The sequence below is a fragment of the Streptomyces sp. NPDC090741 genome, from assembly GCF_044769045.1.
Lineage (GTDB): Bacteria > Actinomycetota > Actinomycetes > Streptomycetales > Streptomycetaceae > Streptomyces.
In genome coordinates this window covers 98,307-114,542 of record NZ_JBIVXF010000019.1, presented here as the reverse complement: position 1 = coordinate 114,542, position 16,236 = coordinate 98,307, and the positions used below count along the sequence as shown (strand labels likewise).

11 protein-coding genes are annotated in these 16,236 nt (G+C 74.9%); all 11 read left to right on the top strand.

Annotated elements, in window-relative coordinates; genetic code table 11:
• The first annotated feature begins 6 nt into the window (after positions 1–6).
• The 11 genes from ACIQU4_RS36520 (at position 7) to ACIQU4_RS36470 (ending at position 16,236) form a co-directional block, all read left to right on the top strand.
• The gene (locus tag ACIQU4_RS36520) at positions 7–5,271 is read left to right on the top strand and encodes an SDR family NAD(P)-dependent oxidoreductase (RefSeq protein WP_403740350.1); all 5,265 of its coding nucleotides are present in this window, start codon (positions 7–9) and stop codon (positions 5,269–5,271) included.
• Between the two features lie 184 nt (positions 5,272–5,455).
• Positions 5,456–5,629 (top strand): hypothetical protein, encoded by a 174-nt coding sequence (locus ACIQU4_RS36515; protein ID WP_159044106.1) that lies wholly within the window; start codon positions 5,456–5,458, stop codon positions 5,627–5,629.
• Between the two features lie 101 nt (positions 5,630–5,730).
• Entirely contained in the window at positions 5,731–6,594 is an 864-nt protein-coding gene (locus ACIQU4_RS36510; protein WP_403740347.1) for a JmjC domain-containing protein, read from the top strand.
• Positions 6,594–7,538, top strand: a complete 945-nt coding sequence (locus tag ACIQU4_RS36505) for a JmjC domain-containing protein (protein WP_403740344.1) — start codon at positions 6,594–6,596, stop codon at positions 7,536–7,538. Before ACIQU4_RS36510 ends, ACIQU4_RS36505 begins: the two co-directional genes overlap by 1 nt.
• Complete coding sequence (locus ACIQU4_RS36500) at positions 7,535–8,743, top strand: YcaO-like family protein (RefSeq protein ID WP_403740341.1); 1,209 nt, start codon at positions 7,535–7,537, stop codon at positions 8,741–8,743. Before ACIQU4_RS36505 ends, ACIQU4_RS36500 begins: the two co-directional genes overlap by 4 nt.
• On the top strand, positions 8,740–10,083 hold the full coding sequence (locus ACIQU4_RS36495; protein WP_403740338.1) for a TfuA-like protein: 1,344 nt from the start codon (positions 8,740–8,742) through the stop codon (positions 10,081–10,083). Before ACIQU4_RS36500 ends, ACIQU4_RS36495 begins: the two co-directional genes overlap by 4 nt.
• Entirely contained in the window at positions 10,083–12,098 is a 2,016-nt protein-coding gene (locus ACIQU4_RS36490; RefSeq protein ID WP_403740335.1) for an alpha/beta hydrolase family protein, read from the top strand. The genes ACIQU4_RS36495 and ACIQU4_RS36490 overlap by 1 nt, the downstream gene beginning before the upstream one ends.
• Complete coding sequence (locus ACIQU4_RS36485) at positions 12,085–13,011, top strand: aminoglycoside N(3)-acetyltransferase (protein WP_403740333.1); 927 nt, start codon at positions 12,085–12,087, stop codon at positions 13,009–13,011. The genes ACIQU4_RS36490 and ACIQU4_RS36485 overlap by 14 nt, the downstream gene beginning before the upstream one ends.
• On the top strand, positions 13,008–13,538 hold the full coding sequence (locus ACIQU4_RS36480) for a GNAT family N-acetyltransferase (protein WP_403740330.1): 531 nt from the start codon (positions 13,008–13,010) through the stop codon (positions 13,536–13,538). The genes ACIQU4_RS36485 and ACIQU4_RS36480 overlap by 4 nt, the downstream gene beginning before the upstream one ends.
• A complete protein-coding gene (locus tag ACIQU4_RS36475) occupies positions 13,535–14,884 on the top strand; it encodes a M16 family metallopeptidase (protein WP_403740327.1) in 1,350 nt (449 codons plus the stop codon). The genes ACIQU4_RS36480 and ACIQU4_RS36475 overlap by 4 nt, the downstream gene beginning before the upstream one ends.
• Positions 14,881–16,236 carry a M16 family metallopeptidase gene (locus ACIQU4_RS36470; protein ID WP_403740324.1) on the top strand — a complete coding sequence of 452 codons (1,356 nt, stop codon included), beginning with the start codon at positions 14,881–14,883 and terminating at the stop codon, positions 16,234–16,236. The genes ACIQU4_RS36475 and ACIQU4_RS36470 overlap by 4 nt, the downstream gene beginning before the upstream one ends.

Sequence of the window (16,236 nt, the reverse complement as noted above, 5' to 3'; positions counted from 1 at the left end):
GTCATCGTGGAAGCATCAGTGGAACAACTCGTCACCGCTCTCAGACAGTCCATGCTGGACAACGAGCGCCTGAAGCGGGAGAACAGCGAGCTCGCCGAGGAGGCCGACCGGGCCTGCGAGCCGATCGCGATCGTGGGCATGGCCTGCCGGTACCCCGGCGGCGTCAACTCCCCCGACGACCTGTGGCGGCTCGTGGCCGAGGGCCGCGACGGCGTCTCCGCGTTCCCCGAGGACCGCGGCTGGAACACCGACGCCCTGTACGACCCCGAGCCGGGCAAGCCCGGGCGGACCATCACCCGCGAGGGCGGCTTCCTCTACGACGCCGGCGACTTCGACGCGGCCCTGTTCGGGATCTCCCCGCGCGAGGCCCTGACCCTCGACCCCCAGCAGCGGCTGCTGCTGGAGGCCTCCTGGGAGGCCATCGAGAGCGCGGGCATCGCCCCGCACACCCTGCGCAAGAGCAAGACGGGCGTGTTCGGCGGCGTGATGTACCACGACTACGGTCCCGGTACGAGCGACGGCAGCCTGGTCACCGGCCGGGTGGCGTTCAGCCTGGGCCTGGAGGGCCCGGCCCTGACGATCGACACGGCCTGCTCCTCCTCGCTGGTCGCCATGCACCTGGCGGCCCAGTCGCTGCGCTCGGGCGAGTCGACGCTCGCCCTGGCCGGCGGGGTCACGGTGATGACCGAGCCGGACATGTTCGTCTACTTCAGCCATCAGCGCGGCATGGCCGCCGACGGCCGCTGCAAGTCCTTCTCGGCCGATGCCGACGGCACCGGCTGCTCGGAGGGCGTCGGAGTCATCGTCCTGGAACGGCTCTCCGACGCCCGCCGCAACGGGCACGAGGTCCTCGCCGTCATCCGCGGCAGCGCCGTCAACCAGGACGGCGCCTCCAGCAGCATGACCGCCCCCAACGGCCCCTCCCAGCAGCGCGTCATCCGCAGCGCCCTGGAGAACGCCGGCCTGACCATCGCCGACGTCGACGCCGTCGAGGCACACGGCACCGGCACCACGCTGGGTGACCCGATCGAGGCACAGGCCGTACTGGCCACGTACGGCCGCCGGCCCGCCGGCGACAAGCCGCTCTACCTGGGCTCGCTCAAGTCCAACCTGGCCCACACGCAGGCCGCGGCCGGCGTCGGCGGTGTCATCAAGATGGTCCAGGCGCTGCGCCACGGCCTGCTGCCCAAGGTCCTCCACCTGGACGAGCCGACCCCGCACGTGGACTGGGAGTCGGGCAACGTCCAGCTGCTGACCGAGGCCGTCGACTGGCCGGCGGGCGAGCGTCCGCGCCGCGCGGGCGTGTCCTCGTTCGGCCTGAGCGGTACGAACGTCCACGTCATCCTGGAGGAGGCCCCCGCCGTGGAGGCCGCCGGGACCGACGGCGGAGCCCGCGAACTGCCGCTGGTCCCGGTCGTCCTGTCGGGCCGCTCCGCGCAGGCCCTGACCGACCAGGCCGCGCAGCTCCACGCCCGCTTCGGCGCGGACGAGGAACTCACGCTCACCGACCTCGGCTACTCCACCGCGACCACCCGGACCCCGCACGAGCACCGCGCGGTCGTCGTCGGCGCGGACCGCGAGGAACTCCTCTCCGGCCTGTCGGCCCTCGCCGAGGGCACGATCGCCGACGCGGGTGTGGTGGAGGGCCAGGTCCGGGACGGCCGCACGGCCTTCCTGTTCACCGGCCAGGGCGCGCAGCGCCTGGGCATGGGCCGCGAACTGCACTCCGCGTTCCCGGTGTTCGCCCGCGCCTTCGACGAGGTCGTGGCCGCGGTGGACACGTACCTCGACACCCCGCTGTACGAGGTGATGTGGGGCTCGGACGAGACGCTGCTGAACAGCACCGCCTACACCCAGCCCGCCCTCTTCGCCATCGAGACCGCGCTGTTCCGGCTGGTGGAGTCCTGGGGTGTGCGGCCGGACTTCCTGGCCGGGCACTCCATCGGCGAGATCACCGCGGCCCACGTGGCCGGGGTGCTGTCGCTGGAGGACGCCGCCCGGCTGGTCACCGCACGCGGCCGCCTGATGCAGGCGCTGCCCGCCGGCGGAGCCATGGCCGCCATCGAAGCCACCGAGGAAGAAGTCCTCCCGTACGTCTCCGATGTCGTGGGCATCGCGGCGATCAACAGCCCCCGCTCCATCGTGGTCTCCGGCGCCGAGGAAGCCGTCGAGGCGATCACGGAGGAGTTCGGCGGCCGGGGCCGCAAGACGACCCGGCTGCGCGTCTCGCACGCCTTCCACTCCCCGCTGGTCGAGCCCGCCCTGGCCGAGTTCCACCTGGTCGCGCAGAGCGTGGCGTACCAGCCGGCGCTGATCCCCATCGTCTCGAACGTGACCGGCCGGCTCGCCACGGACGCCGATCTGGCCTCGCCCGCCTACTGGGTGCGCCACGTCCGCGAGGCGGTCCGCTTCACCGACGCCGTCCGGCACCTGGCGGCGAAGGGCGTCAACCGGTTCATCGAGCTGGGCCCCGACGCAATCCTGACCGCGCTCACCCGGACGACGCTGGACACGGACGACGCGATCATCGAGCCGACCGTACGCAAGAACCGCCCCGAGTCCCGCACCCTGCTGACCGCCCTGGCCCACCTGCACGCCGCGGGCGCCCGGATCGACTGGGCCGCCTTCTACCAGGGCACCACGGCCCGGCCCGTGGCCCTGCCCACGTACCCGTTCCAGCGGGAGCGGTACTGGATCATCGAGAACCCGCTCGGCGGCGACGCCTCCGCCTTCGGTCTGACCCCCGCCGGCCACCCGCTGCTCGGCGCGGTCATCGCCTCCCCGGACACGGACGGGGTGACCTTCACGGGCCGCCTCTCCGTCGACACCCACGCCTGGCTGGCCGACCACGACGTCCTGGGCACCGTACTGCTGCCCGGCACCGGCTTCGTCGAACTCGCCCTGCACGCCGGTGAGCAGGTCGGCTACCCGGCCCTGGAGGAGCTCATCCTCCAGGCGCCGCTCGTGCTGCCGGAGCGCGGCGGGGTCGCCCTCCAGGTATCCGTCGGCCCCGACGACCTGGGCCGCCGTACGATCCGCATCCACTCGCGGCACCAGGACGCCCTGCCCGACACCCCGTGGCTGCTGCACGCCGAGGGCCTGCTCGGTACCGCGCCCGCCGCCGCCTCCGTCGGCGCCTCCGTCGGCGCCGACCTCGGCGCGTGGCCGCCGGCCGGTGCGGACGAGGTGCGCGTGAGCGATGCGTACGAGCTCCTCTTCCAGCAGGGCTACGACTACGGGCCGGTGTTCCAGGGGCTCAAGGCCGCCTGGCGCGAAGGCGACTCGGTGTACGCCGAGATCGAACTGCCCGAGGAGGCGCACGACGAAGCCGCGCTCTTCGGCATCCACCCGGCCCTCCTCGACGCCACGATGCACGCGCTCGGGGTCGGCGAGGGCGTCACCGGCGAGGAGCAGACGGAGCTGCCCTTCTCCTGGTCGGACGTGTCCCTGCACGCGGTCGGCGCCACCTCGCTGCGGGTACGGATCACCAAGCACGGGGAGAACAACCTGTCGCTGGACCTCGCGGACCGCAGCGGCGCGCCGGTGGCCTCCATCGGCTCGCTGACGTTCCGTCCGGTCTCGCCGGAGCAGCTCGGCGGCGGACAGCCGGACACCCTGTTCGAGATCGGCTGGCGTCCGCTGGCGGCGCCGGCCGCCGGCGCCGGGTTCCAGGTATGGGACGAGGTGCCCGCGGGCCCGGTATCGGGCGCGGTGGTCTTCCCGGTCCCCCGGGCCGACGGCCCGGTCCCGGAGGCCATGCGCTCGACGGTGGGCCACACCCTCACCGCCGTCCAGCAGTGGCTGGCCGACCCGCGGTTCGAGCAGTCCACGCTGGTCGTGGCGACGCGCGGTGCGGTGGCCGCCGACGCCGGGGAGACCGCCGACGTGGTGCAGGCCCCGGTGTGGGGTCTCGTACGCGCCGCCCAGGCGGAGAACCCGGGCCGCATCCAGCTCACCGACCTCCCGGCGGGCGGCACCGGCTTCGACGGTCTGGCCGGGGTCATCGCCTCGGCCGAGCCGGAGAGCGCCGTACGCGAGGCAGGCCTCCTGATACCGCGCCTGACCCCGGTCACGAACGCGGCCACCGACACACGTGCCCTCGACCCGGAGGGCACGGTCCTGATCACGGGCGGCACGGGCGGCATCGGCGCCCACCTGGCCCGCCACCTGGTCACCGAGCACGGCGCGGGCCACCTCGTCCTGACCTCCCGGCGCGGCCCCGACGCGGAGGGCGCGGCCGAACTGGCCGAGGAACTCTCCGAGCTGGGGGCTCAGGTCACCGTGACCGCATGCGACGTCTCCGACCCGGAGGCGGTCGCGACCCTGCTCGCCGCAATCCCCGCCGCGCACCCGCTGACCGGCGTGGTCCACGCGGCCGGCACGGGCGACAACGGCCTGATCGCCACGATGGACGCCGAGCGCCTCGGCGCCGTCCTGGCACCGAAGGCCGACGCGGCCTGGCACCTCCACGAGCAGACCGAGCACCTGGATCTGGCCCTGTTCACGCTGATCTCCTCGGCGGGCGGCCTCACCCTGGCCGCCGGCCAGGCCAACTACGCGGCGGCGAACACCTTCCTCGACGCCCTCGCCGCCCACCGCCACACCCAGGGCCTCGCGGCCCAGTCGCTGGCGTACGGTCTCTGGGCCGCCAGGACGGGCCTCACCGAGTCCATCGAGGAGGACATCCGCCTGATGGCGGCGCGCGGCCTCCCGGCCCTGGAGGTCGAAGAGGCCCTGCGGCTCTTCACCTCAGCGCACACGAAGGGCCGCCCGGCCCTGGTCCCCCTCCGCGTGGACACCGCCACGCTCCGCTCCCGCGCGGACGACCTCCCGGCACTCCTCAGGGGCCTGATCCCCCAGCCCACCCGCTCCACGACCCGGACCGCCGACCGCGGCACCGACCCCGCGGCGCTGGTCGAGCGCCTGTCCGCCCTCCCCGCCAAGGAGCGCGAACAGGAACTGCTGGACGTCGTACGGGCGCACGCCGCAGCCGTACTCGGCCACGCCGGCCAGGACGCGGTCCGGGCGGACCGCGGCTTCCTGGACCTCGGCTTCGACTCGCTGACCGCCCTGGAACTCCGCAACCGCCTGGGCGCCCTCACCGGCTCCCGCCTGACGCCCACGCTGATCTTCGACTACCCGTCCCCGGTCAAGCTCGCCACGCACCTGCGCGAGCTCCTCTTCGGCACCGAGTCCCCCGAAGACGACCTGAGCGCCGCCACGGCGGATGAACTGTTCGACATCCTCGACGGCGAGGAGATCTTCCAGTAGCCCGACCCCGCCCCGCCCATGCAGGCCCCCGCCACCCCCGTGGCGGGGGCCTGCGTGCGTCGTACCACGGCCCCGGTGCGGCTTTGCCCGCACTCCAGCGGCGCCTAAGGGTCCGTCAAGTTCGCATGAACATGCTGTTAACAGCCGCCACTGAATCGCAGTGGCGCTCCAAGGAGGTACTCCCATGGCCCTGCGTGACGTCCTCAACAACCTGAACGACACCGAGCTCGTTGCCAACCCGACCGAGGCCCGCCTCGCCGGTGAGGGTGTCATCGACCCGGCCAAGGCCGCGGTCCTCAGCAACGACGAGGCGTACGACGCCCCGATGATGGTCCTCAGCCAGATCAACGAGGCCTGATCGCTCGGCAGGTAGCAGATAAGAAGGCCGCCCGGGAGCTTCCCGCTCCCGGGCGCCTCTGGTCCCGAAGGCTCCTCCCGACCGAAAGGCTGGCTCCCCGCATGACCGCAGCCGCTTCCCTGACTGCCACGCTCCGCGACAGGCTGCTGGAAGACGCCTGGGGCGTCTCGCACCGCATCCTCAAGAACGCCGTGGACGTGTCGGATCTCCTCGGCTCCGCCGACATCGAGCGCTGGCTCGACGCGAGCCTGCTGAAGTGGCCGTACTTCACGCTGCTGAAGCACGGCGAAGTTCCCCCCGTCACCTCGTACACGTCGGTGCGCGACGTCATCGGTCAGAAGCGGGACGGTTTCCCCGACCCGGTCGCCGTCCGCCGCCACATGGAGCGCGGCGCGACCCTCAAGCTCAACCAGCTCCAGGACTGGCACCGGCGGACCCGCGACATCGCCCGCGGGCTGGAGGAGTTCCTGCCCGTCGCGGCGAACTCGTACGTCTTCTGGACGCCCGACGAGTCGCGCGGCATGCTGCCGCACCGCGACGCCGCCCACGTGGTCGCCATCCAGCTGGAGGGCCGCAAGGAGTGGCACCTGTACGCCGAGCCCGACCAGGTCGGCGCCGGCGCGGGACTGGACGTCGACGCGTCCCGCCCCACCCACGTGTTCACGATGGAGCCCGGCGACGTGCTCTACCTCCCGCACGGCTGGCCGCACGACGCGGTCGCGGTGGACGGCCCGTCGCTGCACCTGACGTTCACGCTCACCGACCCGACCCCGGAGAACCTCGTCGAGGCGTTCCTGCAGCGCTTCCTGGAGGACGAGCCGGAGCTCGTGCACCACTTCCACCAGCGCCCGCTGGACGAGCGGACGAGCGCGGTGCGCACGGCCCTGTACGAGCAGGCCAAGACCCTGGACGGCGCGCGGTGGTCGCGCACGGCGGTGGACACGATGCGGGAGGCGATCGGCTGATGACTCCCACGACCGATACCCGGGCCCAGACCCAGACCCAGACCCAGACCCACACCCACGCCCCCACCCCCACCCCCACGCTCCTGGACCATCTGGTGGGCGACCCCGCCGTGTTCTTCCGGGACCACTGGGCGAACCAGCCTGTCGTACTGCGCGCACAGACGGACCTGTCCGGTCTGATCTCCGAGCAGGAGATGTGGGACGAGGTCGAGTGCGGCCTGCTGTCCCGGCCCTACTTCACCGTGTTCAACGAGGGCGTGCGCACCGCGATCAGCGACATGTCCACCAAGCGGCGCGTGGTCGGGCACGAGCTCACCGGCTTCATCCGGCCCGAGCAGATCCACAAGGACTGGGAGGCCGGCGCGACCTTCAAGTTCAACCAGGCCGAGCACTGGCACCCGCGGATCCGCACCCTCGTCCAGGGCATGCGGCCGCACTTCCGCGGCGGTCTGGAGTCCTTCGTCTTTCTGAGCCCGCCCGGCAAGACCGCCATGCAGGCCCACTACGACGGCGCGCACGTCTTCGTGCTCCAGGTCTCCGGCACCAAGGACTGGGTCTTCGGCCGCATCCACCCCGGTTCGACCAGCGACTCGACCATCCACGAGGGCCCGATCGCCGACGAGGAGCGGGTGGAGGTCACCCTGCGCCCCGGCGACGTGCTGTACATGCCGCACGGCACGCCGCACTACGCGACGGCCCGCGAGGGCAACTCCATCCACATCGCGATCACCGTGGAGGAGCCGACCGCCGAGAACCTGGCCAACGTCCTGCTGGCCTCCTTCATGGCGGACCCGCGCTTCACCGCCTTCGAGGAGAACCACCACCGCCACTCCCTGGCGGAGCGTACGGAGCTGCTGCGCGAGGCCCTCCTCGCCCACCTGGCCGACGCGAACGAGAAGGCCGTCACCCAGGCCGCCGTCACCCTGCGCAGGGAGCACCGGTGAGCCGGCTGCGGGCCTCCCGCCGTCCGCCCTGGCTGACCGGCGGAGGACCCGCAGCCGTCACCCGGGGCACCTTGCGAAGCAGTACCCCGCAGGAGACGTGGGCCCGGCTGGCGCCGCTGCTCGCCGACCGGGGCATCACGCGGGTGGCCGACCTGACCGGCCTGGACACCCTCGGCACTCCCGTGTGGACCGCGATCCGGCCCGCGGCCGCCACCCTGGTGGCGAGCGCCGGGAAGGGCATCGACCATGCGTCGGCCCGGATCTCCGCGGTGATGGAGTCGCTGGAGGTGGCCGCTTCGGAGCAGGCCCGCCCCGAGCACGTCGCGTACGGCAGCGCCCGGGACGTGGAGCCGGGCTACGGCGTCGCCGAACTGTCCCTGCATCCCGTCTCGCTGGTCGACGACCGTACGGAGCTCGACTGGGTGGCGGGCTGGGACCTGGCCGGCGGCGCCCCCGCGCTGCTGCCCGCGGCGGCCGTCGGCCTGCGCGGCTGGGCGGCCGGGCAGTGGCAGCCGAGCACCTTCGTGACGACGACCAACGGCCTGGCCGGCGGCAACGACCACGTGGAGGCGGCGCTGCACGGGCTGCTGGAGCTGTGCGAGCGCGACGCGCTGGCGCGCCTGGGCGAGGCGGACGCCGTACGGGTGGAGCCGGACAGCCTGGGCGGGCGGCTCGGGCCGGTCGTGGACCGGATCCGCGAGGCGGGCGGCGAGGCCGTGCTGGAGCGGATCCCGTCGCTGCCCGGGACGTACACGTACACCTGCTGGCTGACGCAGCCGGAGATGTGGCAGGTCTTCGCCGGATCGGGCTGCCACACGGACGCGGCGATCGCGGCCGAACGCGCCCTGCTGGAGGCCGTGCAGAGCCGCGGCTCGACGATCAGCGGCGGCCGCGACGACATCCCGGAATGGACGTTCCGCCTCCAGGGCGCCCCCGCGGGCCGCCCCCGCCCGGTCCCGACCCGCACCGAGCCCCTCCCCGCGCCGGAAGCCGCATCCCCTTCCGCACCCCCTGCCTCCCTCGACGAGGTGCTGGACGGACTGGTCGACGCCGTGCACGCCCGCACCGGCCGGCCGGTCATCGCCGTGGACCTCACCCCGCCCGGCCGCCCGTGGCCGGCGGTCGTCCAGGTCCTCGCCCCCGGCCTCGGCCTCGTACTGGAACACCCGCGCCCACAGGAACTGACGAGCAGGAGCTTCGTGTGACAGCCCGTCCAGCCCGTCCACCGCGCCGCATCGCCTTCGTGGGGCCGACGCTGGCTGCGGCCGAGCGGCCCGAGGGCTCGTTCACGTACCTGCCGCCGGTCCGGCACGGCGACCTGTTCGCGCTGGATCTCCGGCCGGGCGACCAGGTGCTCGTCATCGACGGCGTCTACCAGCACTTCGCACCGATCCGGCACAAGGAGATCCTCGCGGTGCTCGCCCTCGGGGTGCGCGTCGCGGGCACGGCCAGCCTGGGCGCGCTGCGCGCCGCGGAGCTGGCCGGCTTCGGCATGCGCGGCCTCGGCCAGGTCTATACGGCGGCCCGCTGCGGCGAGTTGGTCGCGGATGCCGATGTGGGCGTGCTGCATGCCGCTGACGGCGACGGAGGGCGCCGCCTCACGGTGGCGACGGTCGCCGTCCGGCACGCGGTCGCGGAACTGGCGGCCGCCGGGCGGCTCTCCGCCGCCGAGGGGGCACAGATCCGGCAGGTGGCGGACTCCCTGCACTTCACGGAACGCTCCGAGCAGGCGCTCCTCCACCACGCGGGCCCCGCCCGCCCCGCGATGCGGCGCCTTCTCGACCACCTCGCCGCACACGGTGACGTCAAGACGCAGGACGCCCTGTCGGCCCTCCGCCTCCTGGAAGCCGAGTTCGCCGCGGAGTCCGCTGAAGAATCCGCCGGGCAGTCCGCCCGGGACTCGGGCTGGGGGGTCGCCGCCGACGCCTCGGCCGCGGCCGTCTGGGGGAGTTCGTACGGAGCCGAGTGGGCCTTCGAGCGGCGGCCCGTACGGGGTGGATCCGTGGTCGGGTCGCGGCACGCGCTCGCCTGCCTGCAACTGTTCGAGCCCGACTTCCCCGAGCGGCACCGCGCCTACGCCCGCCGGATGGCCGCCGACTCCGTCGGCCTGCCCGGCGGCGTGGGCTCCGGGGCCCTGCTCGGCGCCGCCGGGTTCGCGCCCGCGACCCGGCCCGACGCCCGGCTGGCCCGGCCGACCGCCGCCACCGCGCACTGGTCCGCCGAGGACCGGCTGCTGGCCCGTACGTTCCGGCTGCGCCCGGGCCGGCTCGTCTACGCCGACCTGCCGCCGGAGGCCCTGGCCGGTACCGGCCTCGCCGAGCTGGAGCAGTGGTGCCTGCGGCTGGCGGCCCCGGCCGGGCAGCCCCCCGTACCGCCCGTCAGCTGGCACGCACTGCTGCGCCGGCTGTGGGGCGTACGGCGCCCGCACGAGTACCGCCTGGCCGCCCTGGAGCGCGGCTTCCGCGACGAGGCGGAGGCCGCCCGGCTCGCCGCCGCGTTCCACCCGGCGCTCGTCGCCCTGCTCACCGAGAGGGCGGCCGCCTGATGACCCCCGTGAAACCGACCATGAAGACCACCGCCCAGGACCCCGCCACCGCCTTCGTCGAGGCGCTCGCCGCCGAGCCCCGGCCCAAGGCCGTCGCCGCCTACGACGGCGCGGGGCAGCTGCTGCTGCGCGCGGACGCCCCGGACGGCTTCGGCTCGCTCGTCCCGACCCTGGTCGGATACCGCCGCGGCCCCGCCGGGACCTGGGCGGCCGACTGGTCGGTCACCGAAGCCGGCGAGACGATCACCGTCCCGGGCGGCTTCCTCTACGTACGCCAACGGGCCGTCACCTTCCGGTCCTCCCACGACGGCACCGAGCGCGTCCTGCAACACGTGGGCGGCGAGGTCGCCACCCTGGCACCGCGGCCCGCCGCCGCCACCACCGTCGCCTGCGTGATCCGTACGGCCGGCCCGCTCGGCGCCCACCCCGAGGGGCTGCTCCAGGGGTCCGACGCCGTCTGGTCGGCCGGCGCCGACGCCAGCCTGGCGGCCGTACGCCGGCCCGAGGGCGCCTGGCAGATCCTGCTGCTGCCGATCGACGAAGACGCGACCGGCCGCGACCTGGCCGTCACCGTCCCGGACGGCGCCTCGCTCACCGGCGAGGCCGCCTGGTCCGGCCCGGACACCCTGCTGCTGGGCCTCGCCCACCACCGCCCCGACGGAACCCGCCGGTTCGGCCTCCTCGCGGTCCGCGCCGAGGACGGTACGACCGAGCGCAGCCTGCTCTTCGACGGGATCGACCTCTGCTACCCGGTGGCCGATCCGGACGGCAGCGGCCAGGTCGCCTACCTCGGCACCTCGGTCCCGACGAACGACGCACCGCCCGTCCAGTCCGCCTGCCTGGTCCGCCCCGGCTCCCTGGAGCTGACCGTCCTCGCGGCCCCGGCCGGCACCTGGCAGCGCCCGGTCGGCTGGGACGGCCCCGGCCGGCTCCTGTGCACGGCGGAGGACGGCCCGCAGCGCCGCCTGTACGCGTACGAGGTGGCCCGCGGCAGCTGGCGCGAGGTCCCCCTCTCCGCATCGGTGGAGAGCGTGCAGGTCCGCGGCGGCCGGGCCGCCGTACTGGTCTCCGCGCTGGACACGCCCCCGGCCGTCGACGTCGTCCCGCTGTCGGGCGACGGGCCCGCCGAGCGGGTGGAGGCCAGCGAACGACCCCCGCTGCCCGGCACGTTGTCCTACCACCGGCAGGCCGTGCCCGGCGCGACCGGGGCGCTGGCGAGCTGGCTGTGCCGGCCCGCCGGGGGCCCGGCGCGCGGGCTGGTCGTGTTCTTCCACGGCGGCCCCTTCAAGAGCTGGACCGAGTGGTCCTGGCGGTGGAACCCGTGGCCGTTCGTGGCCTCCGGGTACGCGGTGGCGCTGATCGAGCCCCCGATGTCGCTGGGCTACGCCTCGGCCGTCCCCGGCGGCTGGGCCAACTGGCGCTCCGGGATCGCCGCCGTGGCCGTACGCCAGGTTCAGCAGCTGCGGGCCGAGACGGGCCTCGCGGAACTGCCGCTGGCCCTGATGGGCGGCAGCTTCGGCGGCTACCTGTCGCTGAGTACGGCCGCGGCGCTGGAGCCCCGGCTGATCGCCTCGCACGCCGCGCCGCTGGACCTCGTACAGGTCGCGGAGAGCAGCGACGTCGGCTGGCAGTGGCTGCGCGAGTACGGCGACCCCGGCACGGCGGAGCAGGTGCGCTACCGGGACAACAGCCTGCCGATGCGGCCGGTGCCGGAGGGCACCCGCGTCCTGCTCTCGCACGGCATGCACGACGGGCTGGTGCCGCCGACCGAGACGCTGCGCGTGCACCGGCAGCTGTCCCGCCAGGGCGTCCGCTCCGAGGTGGCGTTCTTCCGCTCGGAGGCGCATCCGCTGAGCCGGCCGCGCAACATCCGGGCCTGGTACCGGTGGGTGCTGACGGCCTGCGCGAGCACCCTCGCGGGCGAGGCGGCCGCCGATCCGGCCGACGAGCTGACGGGTGAACTGGCGGCGCGGTTCGCCGAACTGGCGATGGGAGGCCTCGATGACGCGGCATGAGCTCGGCTCCGACGTCCGGCGCGAGGTCGTCACCCGGCGGCAACTCGCCGACACGCTCGCCGACACGCTCGCCGCGTTGGGCGTCCGCCCCGGCGGCACGGCCATCGTCCACTCCTCGCTGAGCGCCTTCGGGTTCGTCGTGGGCGGCGCGCAGGCCGTGTACGAGGCCCTGCGCGAGGCCGTCGGACCGGACGGCACGCTCGTCATGCCCGCCTTCACCCCGCAGCTGTGCCATCCGGGCACCTGGCGCGCCCCGGACCTGGTCCGGGGCGACCTGGCCGCCGCCGCGGCCGCGATGCCGGTCTTCGATCCGCTGCGCACGCCGGTCTCCCGGACCATGGGCGTGCTGCCGGAGCTGCTGCGCGCGCTGCCGGGCAGCCTGCGCTCGCCGCATCCGCACGTGTCGTTCGTGGCCGAGGGGCCGCGCGCGCGGGAGATCACCCGGTCCCATCCGGACGCGTACCGGCTGTCCGCGCAGAGCCCGCTGGGCGCGCTGTGGCGGCTGGACGCCACGGTCCTGATGCTGGGCACCGGCTGGGACAAGTGCACCGCCCTGCACCTGGCCGAGTACGCCGCCGCCTATCCGGGGCGCCGGGCCGGCCTGTGGCCGCTGCCCGTCGCCGGCCCGGTGGGCACGCGCTGGCACGAGGTGCCCGAACTGCTCGTCTGGGAGGGTGACTTCGACCGGCTGGGCGCGGCGTACGAGGCCTGCGGCGCCCCGCTGGCCCGCACGCTCGTCGGCACCGCCGTGTGCCGGGCCGTGCCGCTGCGGCCCCTGGTCGACTTCGCCGCCGGCTGGCTGCCCGGCCACCGCGATCTGCGGCGCGGGATCGCCCCGCCCGGCTGGCGCGAGGTCGTCGACGCCGAGGGCCCGCTGCCGGTGGAACGCGTACCGGAAGGGGTGGCCGCATGACGAGGACCGGCGGAGTGTCGCTGCGCCCCGTCGCGGCCGAGGACCTGGACCTGTTCGAGACGGCCTTCGCCGGCGAGGAGGGCACGGGCCCCTTCCAGTGGTTCGGTTTCACAGCCTCGCGGCTGCGCCGGCGCCACGCGGAGGACGGGCTGCTCGGCCCGGACGGCGGGATGCTGAGCGTGCTCGCGGGCCGGGACACCGTCGGGCGCGTGGAGTGGTTCAAGTCCACGTGGGGCCGGATGGACACGTCGTTCTGCTGGACGCTCGGCATCGGCCTGGTGCCCGGCGCCCGCGGCCGGGGCTTCGGCACGCAGGCGCAGCGGCAGCTGGCCCGCTATCTGTTCGAGCACACGCGGGTGGAGCGGGTACAGGCCTGGACCGATGTGCGCAACCTCGCCGAGCAGCGGGCGCTGGAGAAGGCCGGGTTCACCCGCGAGGGCGTGCTGCGCGGCGCCCAGTGGCGCGGCGGCCGCTGGCACGACCAGGTGCTGTTCTCGATCCTGCGCGGCGACGAGGAGAAATCATGACGGAGCCGACGGAGCTCACGGACCTGACGGAGCTCACGGACCTGACGGACCTGACGGACCTGACCCTGCCCAACGGCATGCGGGTGCTGCTCCAGCCGCTGCCCGGCTGCCAGGTCGTCGCCACCTGCCTGCACGTCGGCACCGGCTTCCGCAACGAGCCGGTCGCCGGTGCGGCCCACCTCCTGGAGCACGTCCTGGTCCAGGGCTCCACGGCCGACGGCCCGCTGACCGCGGCGGTCACGGCCATGGGCGGCACCATGAACGCGCGGACCTCCGCCGACCACACCCAGTACACGCAGATCCTGCCCGCCGACGGCCTGGAGCTCGGGCTGCGCATCGAGCGGGACCGGCTGACCGAGCCCGACCTGAGCCCGGAGCACATCCGCGGCCAGATCGCCGTCGTGCAGGCGGAGATCCGGCGCAACGTGCTCCAGCGCCCGCACGGCGGCCTGGTCCTGTTCGACCTCCCCGAGCTGCTGCACGACACCTGGGAGAACCGGCACAACGGCTACGGCGACATCGAGGCGCTCCAGTCGCTGGGCACCGCCGAGCTGCGCACCTTCTTCGAGCGCTCCTACTCCCCCGGCAACATCCACCTCGCGGTCGTGGGCGACTTCGACCCGGAGCGGGCGCGGGAGCTGGTGGAGCGGCTGCTCGGGCCGGTGCCGGCCCGGCCCACCTGGCAGCGCGAGCCGGCCGTCGAGCCCCCGCTGACGGAGCGCCGGTACGGGCGGCGCGCCGAACAGGTCGCGCCCGCGGGCCGTACCGTGCTCGGCTGGCGGGTCCCGGACCCGGAGGCCGCGCCGGCGGACCACCTCGCGACGGTACTGCTGAGCGAGCTGCTGGAGACGGTCGGCGGCGACTGCGGCCGCCACGGCGCGGGGGAACACCCCTGGGGGGCGTTCCGGGCCCGGGTGAACCGTACGGGCAACCCCTTCGACGTGGCCCGCGCCTCGCTGTTCGCGGTGGAGTTCCCGCATCCGGTGGAGACCTCCCCCGACGCGGCCGAGGACTGCCTGCGGTCGGTGTTCGCGCGGATCGCCGACGGCTCCCTGCCGGTGGCCGAGCCGCTCGCGACGCTGCGCCGCCGGCTGGCCATGCACCTGCACGCCGAGCTGGACTCGGTGGCGGGCCAGGCGTCCTGGCTGGGCGTCGGCGCGGCCGTCCACGGGGACCCGGGCCATCTGGCGGGACTGCCCGCTGCCGTCGACGCGGTGTCGGCCGCCGATGTGGCCCGCCTCGCCGCGGTGTACGCGAAGGCCCCGGTGGCCCGGATCACCAGCCTCCCGGGGGCCGCAGCGCCCGTACCGGATCCGATGCCCACGACCGCGGGAGCCCCGGCATGACGACGGCCACCACCACCCCCACCACCCCCACCACCCCCGCACCGCACTTCACCGCGCCCGCCCACCGGCAGCTGGAGCTGGACCGCGGCACCCTCGTCGCCGTCGACCGCGCCGGCACCGGGGACCTCGCCGAGGCCCGGCTGCTGCTGCCCCTGGTCCCGGGGCCCGCGGCGGCGCACGCCACCGAGGTGGACGTGGCCGCGGAGGCGCTGCGCGAGGCGCTGGAGGAGGCGGCCGGCGCGCTGGCCGTCGTACGGGCGGAGGCGCGCCCGGACCGGATCGTGATCTCGGCGCGCTCCTTCACCGGCGACCTCGCGGAGGTGTGCGCGCGGATCGGCGCCGCCCTCGGCGCCGGCCCCGGCCCCGGCCCCGAAGAGTCCGAAGGCCCCGCCCCCGGCGGCCTGTTCGGCGCCGAGCGGGTCGACCGGGCCCGGTCCGCGGTCGCCGCCCGGCTCTCCGCGGCGGAGCGTCACCCCACGGTGGTCGCGCGCGCGGGCTTCCTGTCCGCGGTGTACGGCACCCACGCGTACGGGCACACCGCCACCGCCGCCCGCCTGCCCGGCGTGACGGGCGGGGCACTCGCCGCCCTGCTGGCCGGGGCCCCGGTATCGGCCCGGCGGGCGGTCGTCGTCGGGCGCGGGCCGGCCGGCGAACTCCTCGACGCGGCCCGGCCCCTGCTGCCCGCCCCGCCGCGGCTCGCCCCGCGGGCGGCCGCCGCACCGCAGGACCGCCCGGCGGGCGGCACGGCCACGCTGGTCTCCCCCGGCGTGCCGCAGACCCTGATCCGGCTGGGCGGCCACGTGCCGGGCCGGGTCCACCCGGACTATCCGGCTCTCCAGGTGGCCGTGCTGATGCTCGGCGGCTACTTCGGCAGCCGGCTCACGGCCGTACTGCGCGAGCGCGAGGGCCTGTCGTACGCGCCGCGCGCCGTACTCGACCCGCTGGGCGGCTCGGCCGCGTTCACGCTGGAGGCCGACGTACGGTCCGACGGGGCCGCGCGGGCCCTCGTACTGATCGACGAGGAGCTGGAGCGGCTGGCGGCCGGGGCCTTCGCCCCCGCCGAACTGCTCGGCGCGCAGAACTTCACGGTGGGCTCGATGGCCATGGCCTGCTCCTCCCGTTCCGGACTGGCCTCGGTGTTCGCCGGAACGCTGGTCAGCGGCCTGTCCCCGCAGTGGCTGGGCGGCTACGAGGAGCGGGTGCGCGCCCTGTCCGCCGCGGACGTGGCCCGCGCGGCCCGTACGTACCTGCTGGAGCCCGGGCTGACCGGAGTACTGGTGGCCCCCGCCCCGGCCGAGGGCCTGCCGCCCGTACGCCCGCTCCCCGAGCCCACCCCCCTCCCCCAGTCCTGA

Excerpts from the sequence above, each read along its gene's own strand:
- ACIQU4_RS36510 (WP_403740347.1), top strand. The coding sequence starts at position 5,731 with ATGACCGCAGCCGCTTCCCTGACTGCCACGCTCCGCGACAGGCTGCTG.
- ACIQU4_RS36470 (WP_403740324.1), top strand. The coding sequence starts at position 14,881 with ATGACGACGGCCACCACCACCCCCACCACCCCCACCACCCCCGCACCG.
- ACIQU4_RS36515 (WP_159044106.1), top strand. The coding sequence starts at position 5,456 with ATGGCCCTGCGTGACGTCCTCAACAACCTGAACGACACCGAGCTCGTT.
- ACIQU4_RS36475 (WP_403740327.1), top strand. The coding sequence starts at position 13,535 with ATGACGGAGCCGACGGAGCTCACGGACCTGACGGAGCTCACGGACCTG.
- ACIQU4_RS36485 (WP_403740333.1), top strand. The coding sequence starts at position 12,085 with ATGACGCGGCATGAGCTCGGCTCCGACGTCCGGCGCGAGGTCGTCACC.
- ACIQU4_RS36505 (WP_403740344.1), top strand. The coding sequence starts at position 6,594 with ATGACTCCCACGACCGATACCCGGGCCCAGACCCAGACCCAGACCCAG.
- ACIQU4_RS36480 (WP_403740330.1), top strand. The coding sequence starts at position 13,008 with ATGACGAGGACCGGCGGAGTGTCGCTGCGCCCCGTCGCGGCCGAGGAC.
- ACIQU4_RS36490 (WP_403740335.1), top strand. The coding sequence starts at position 10,083 with ATGACCCCCGTGAAACCGACCATGAAGACCACCGCCCAGGACCCCGCC.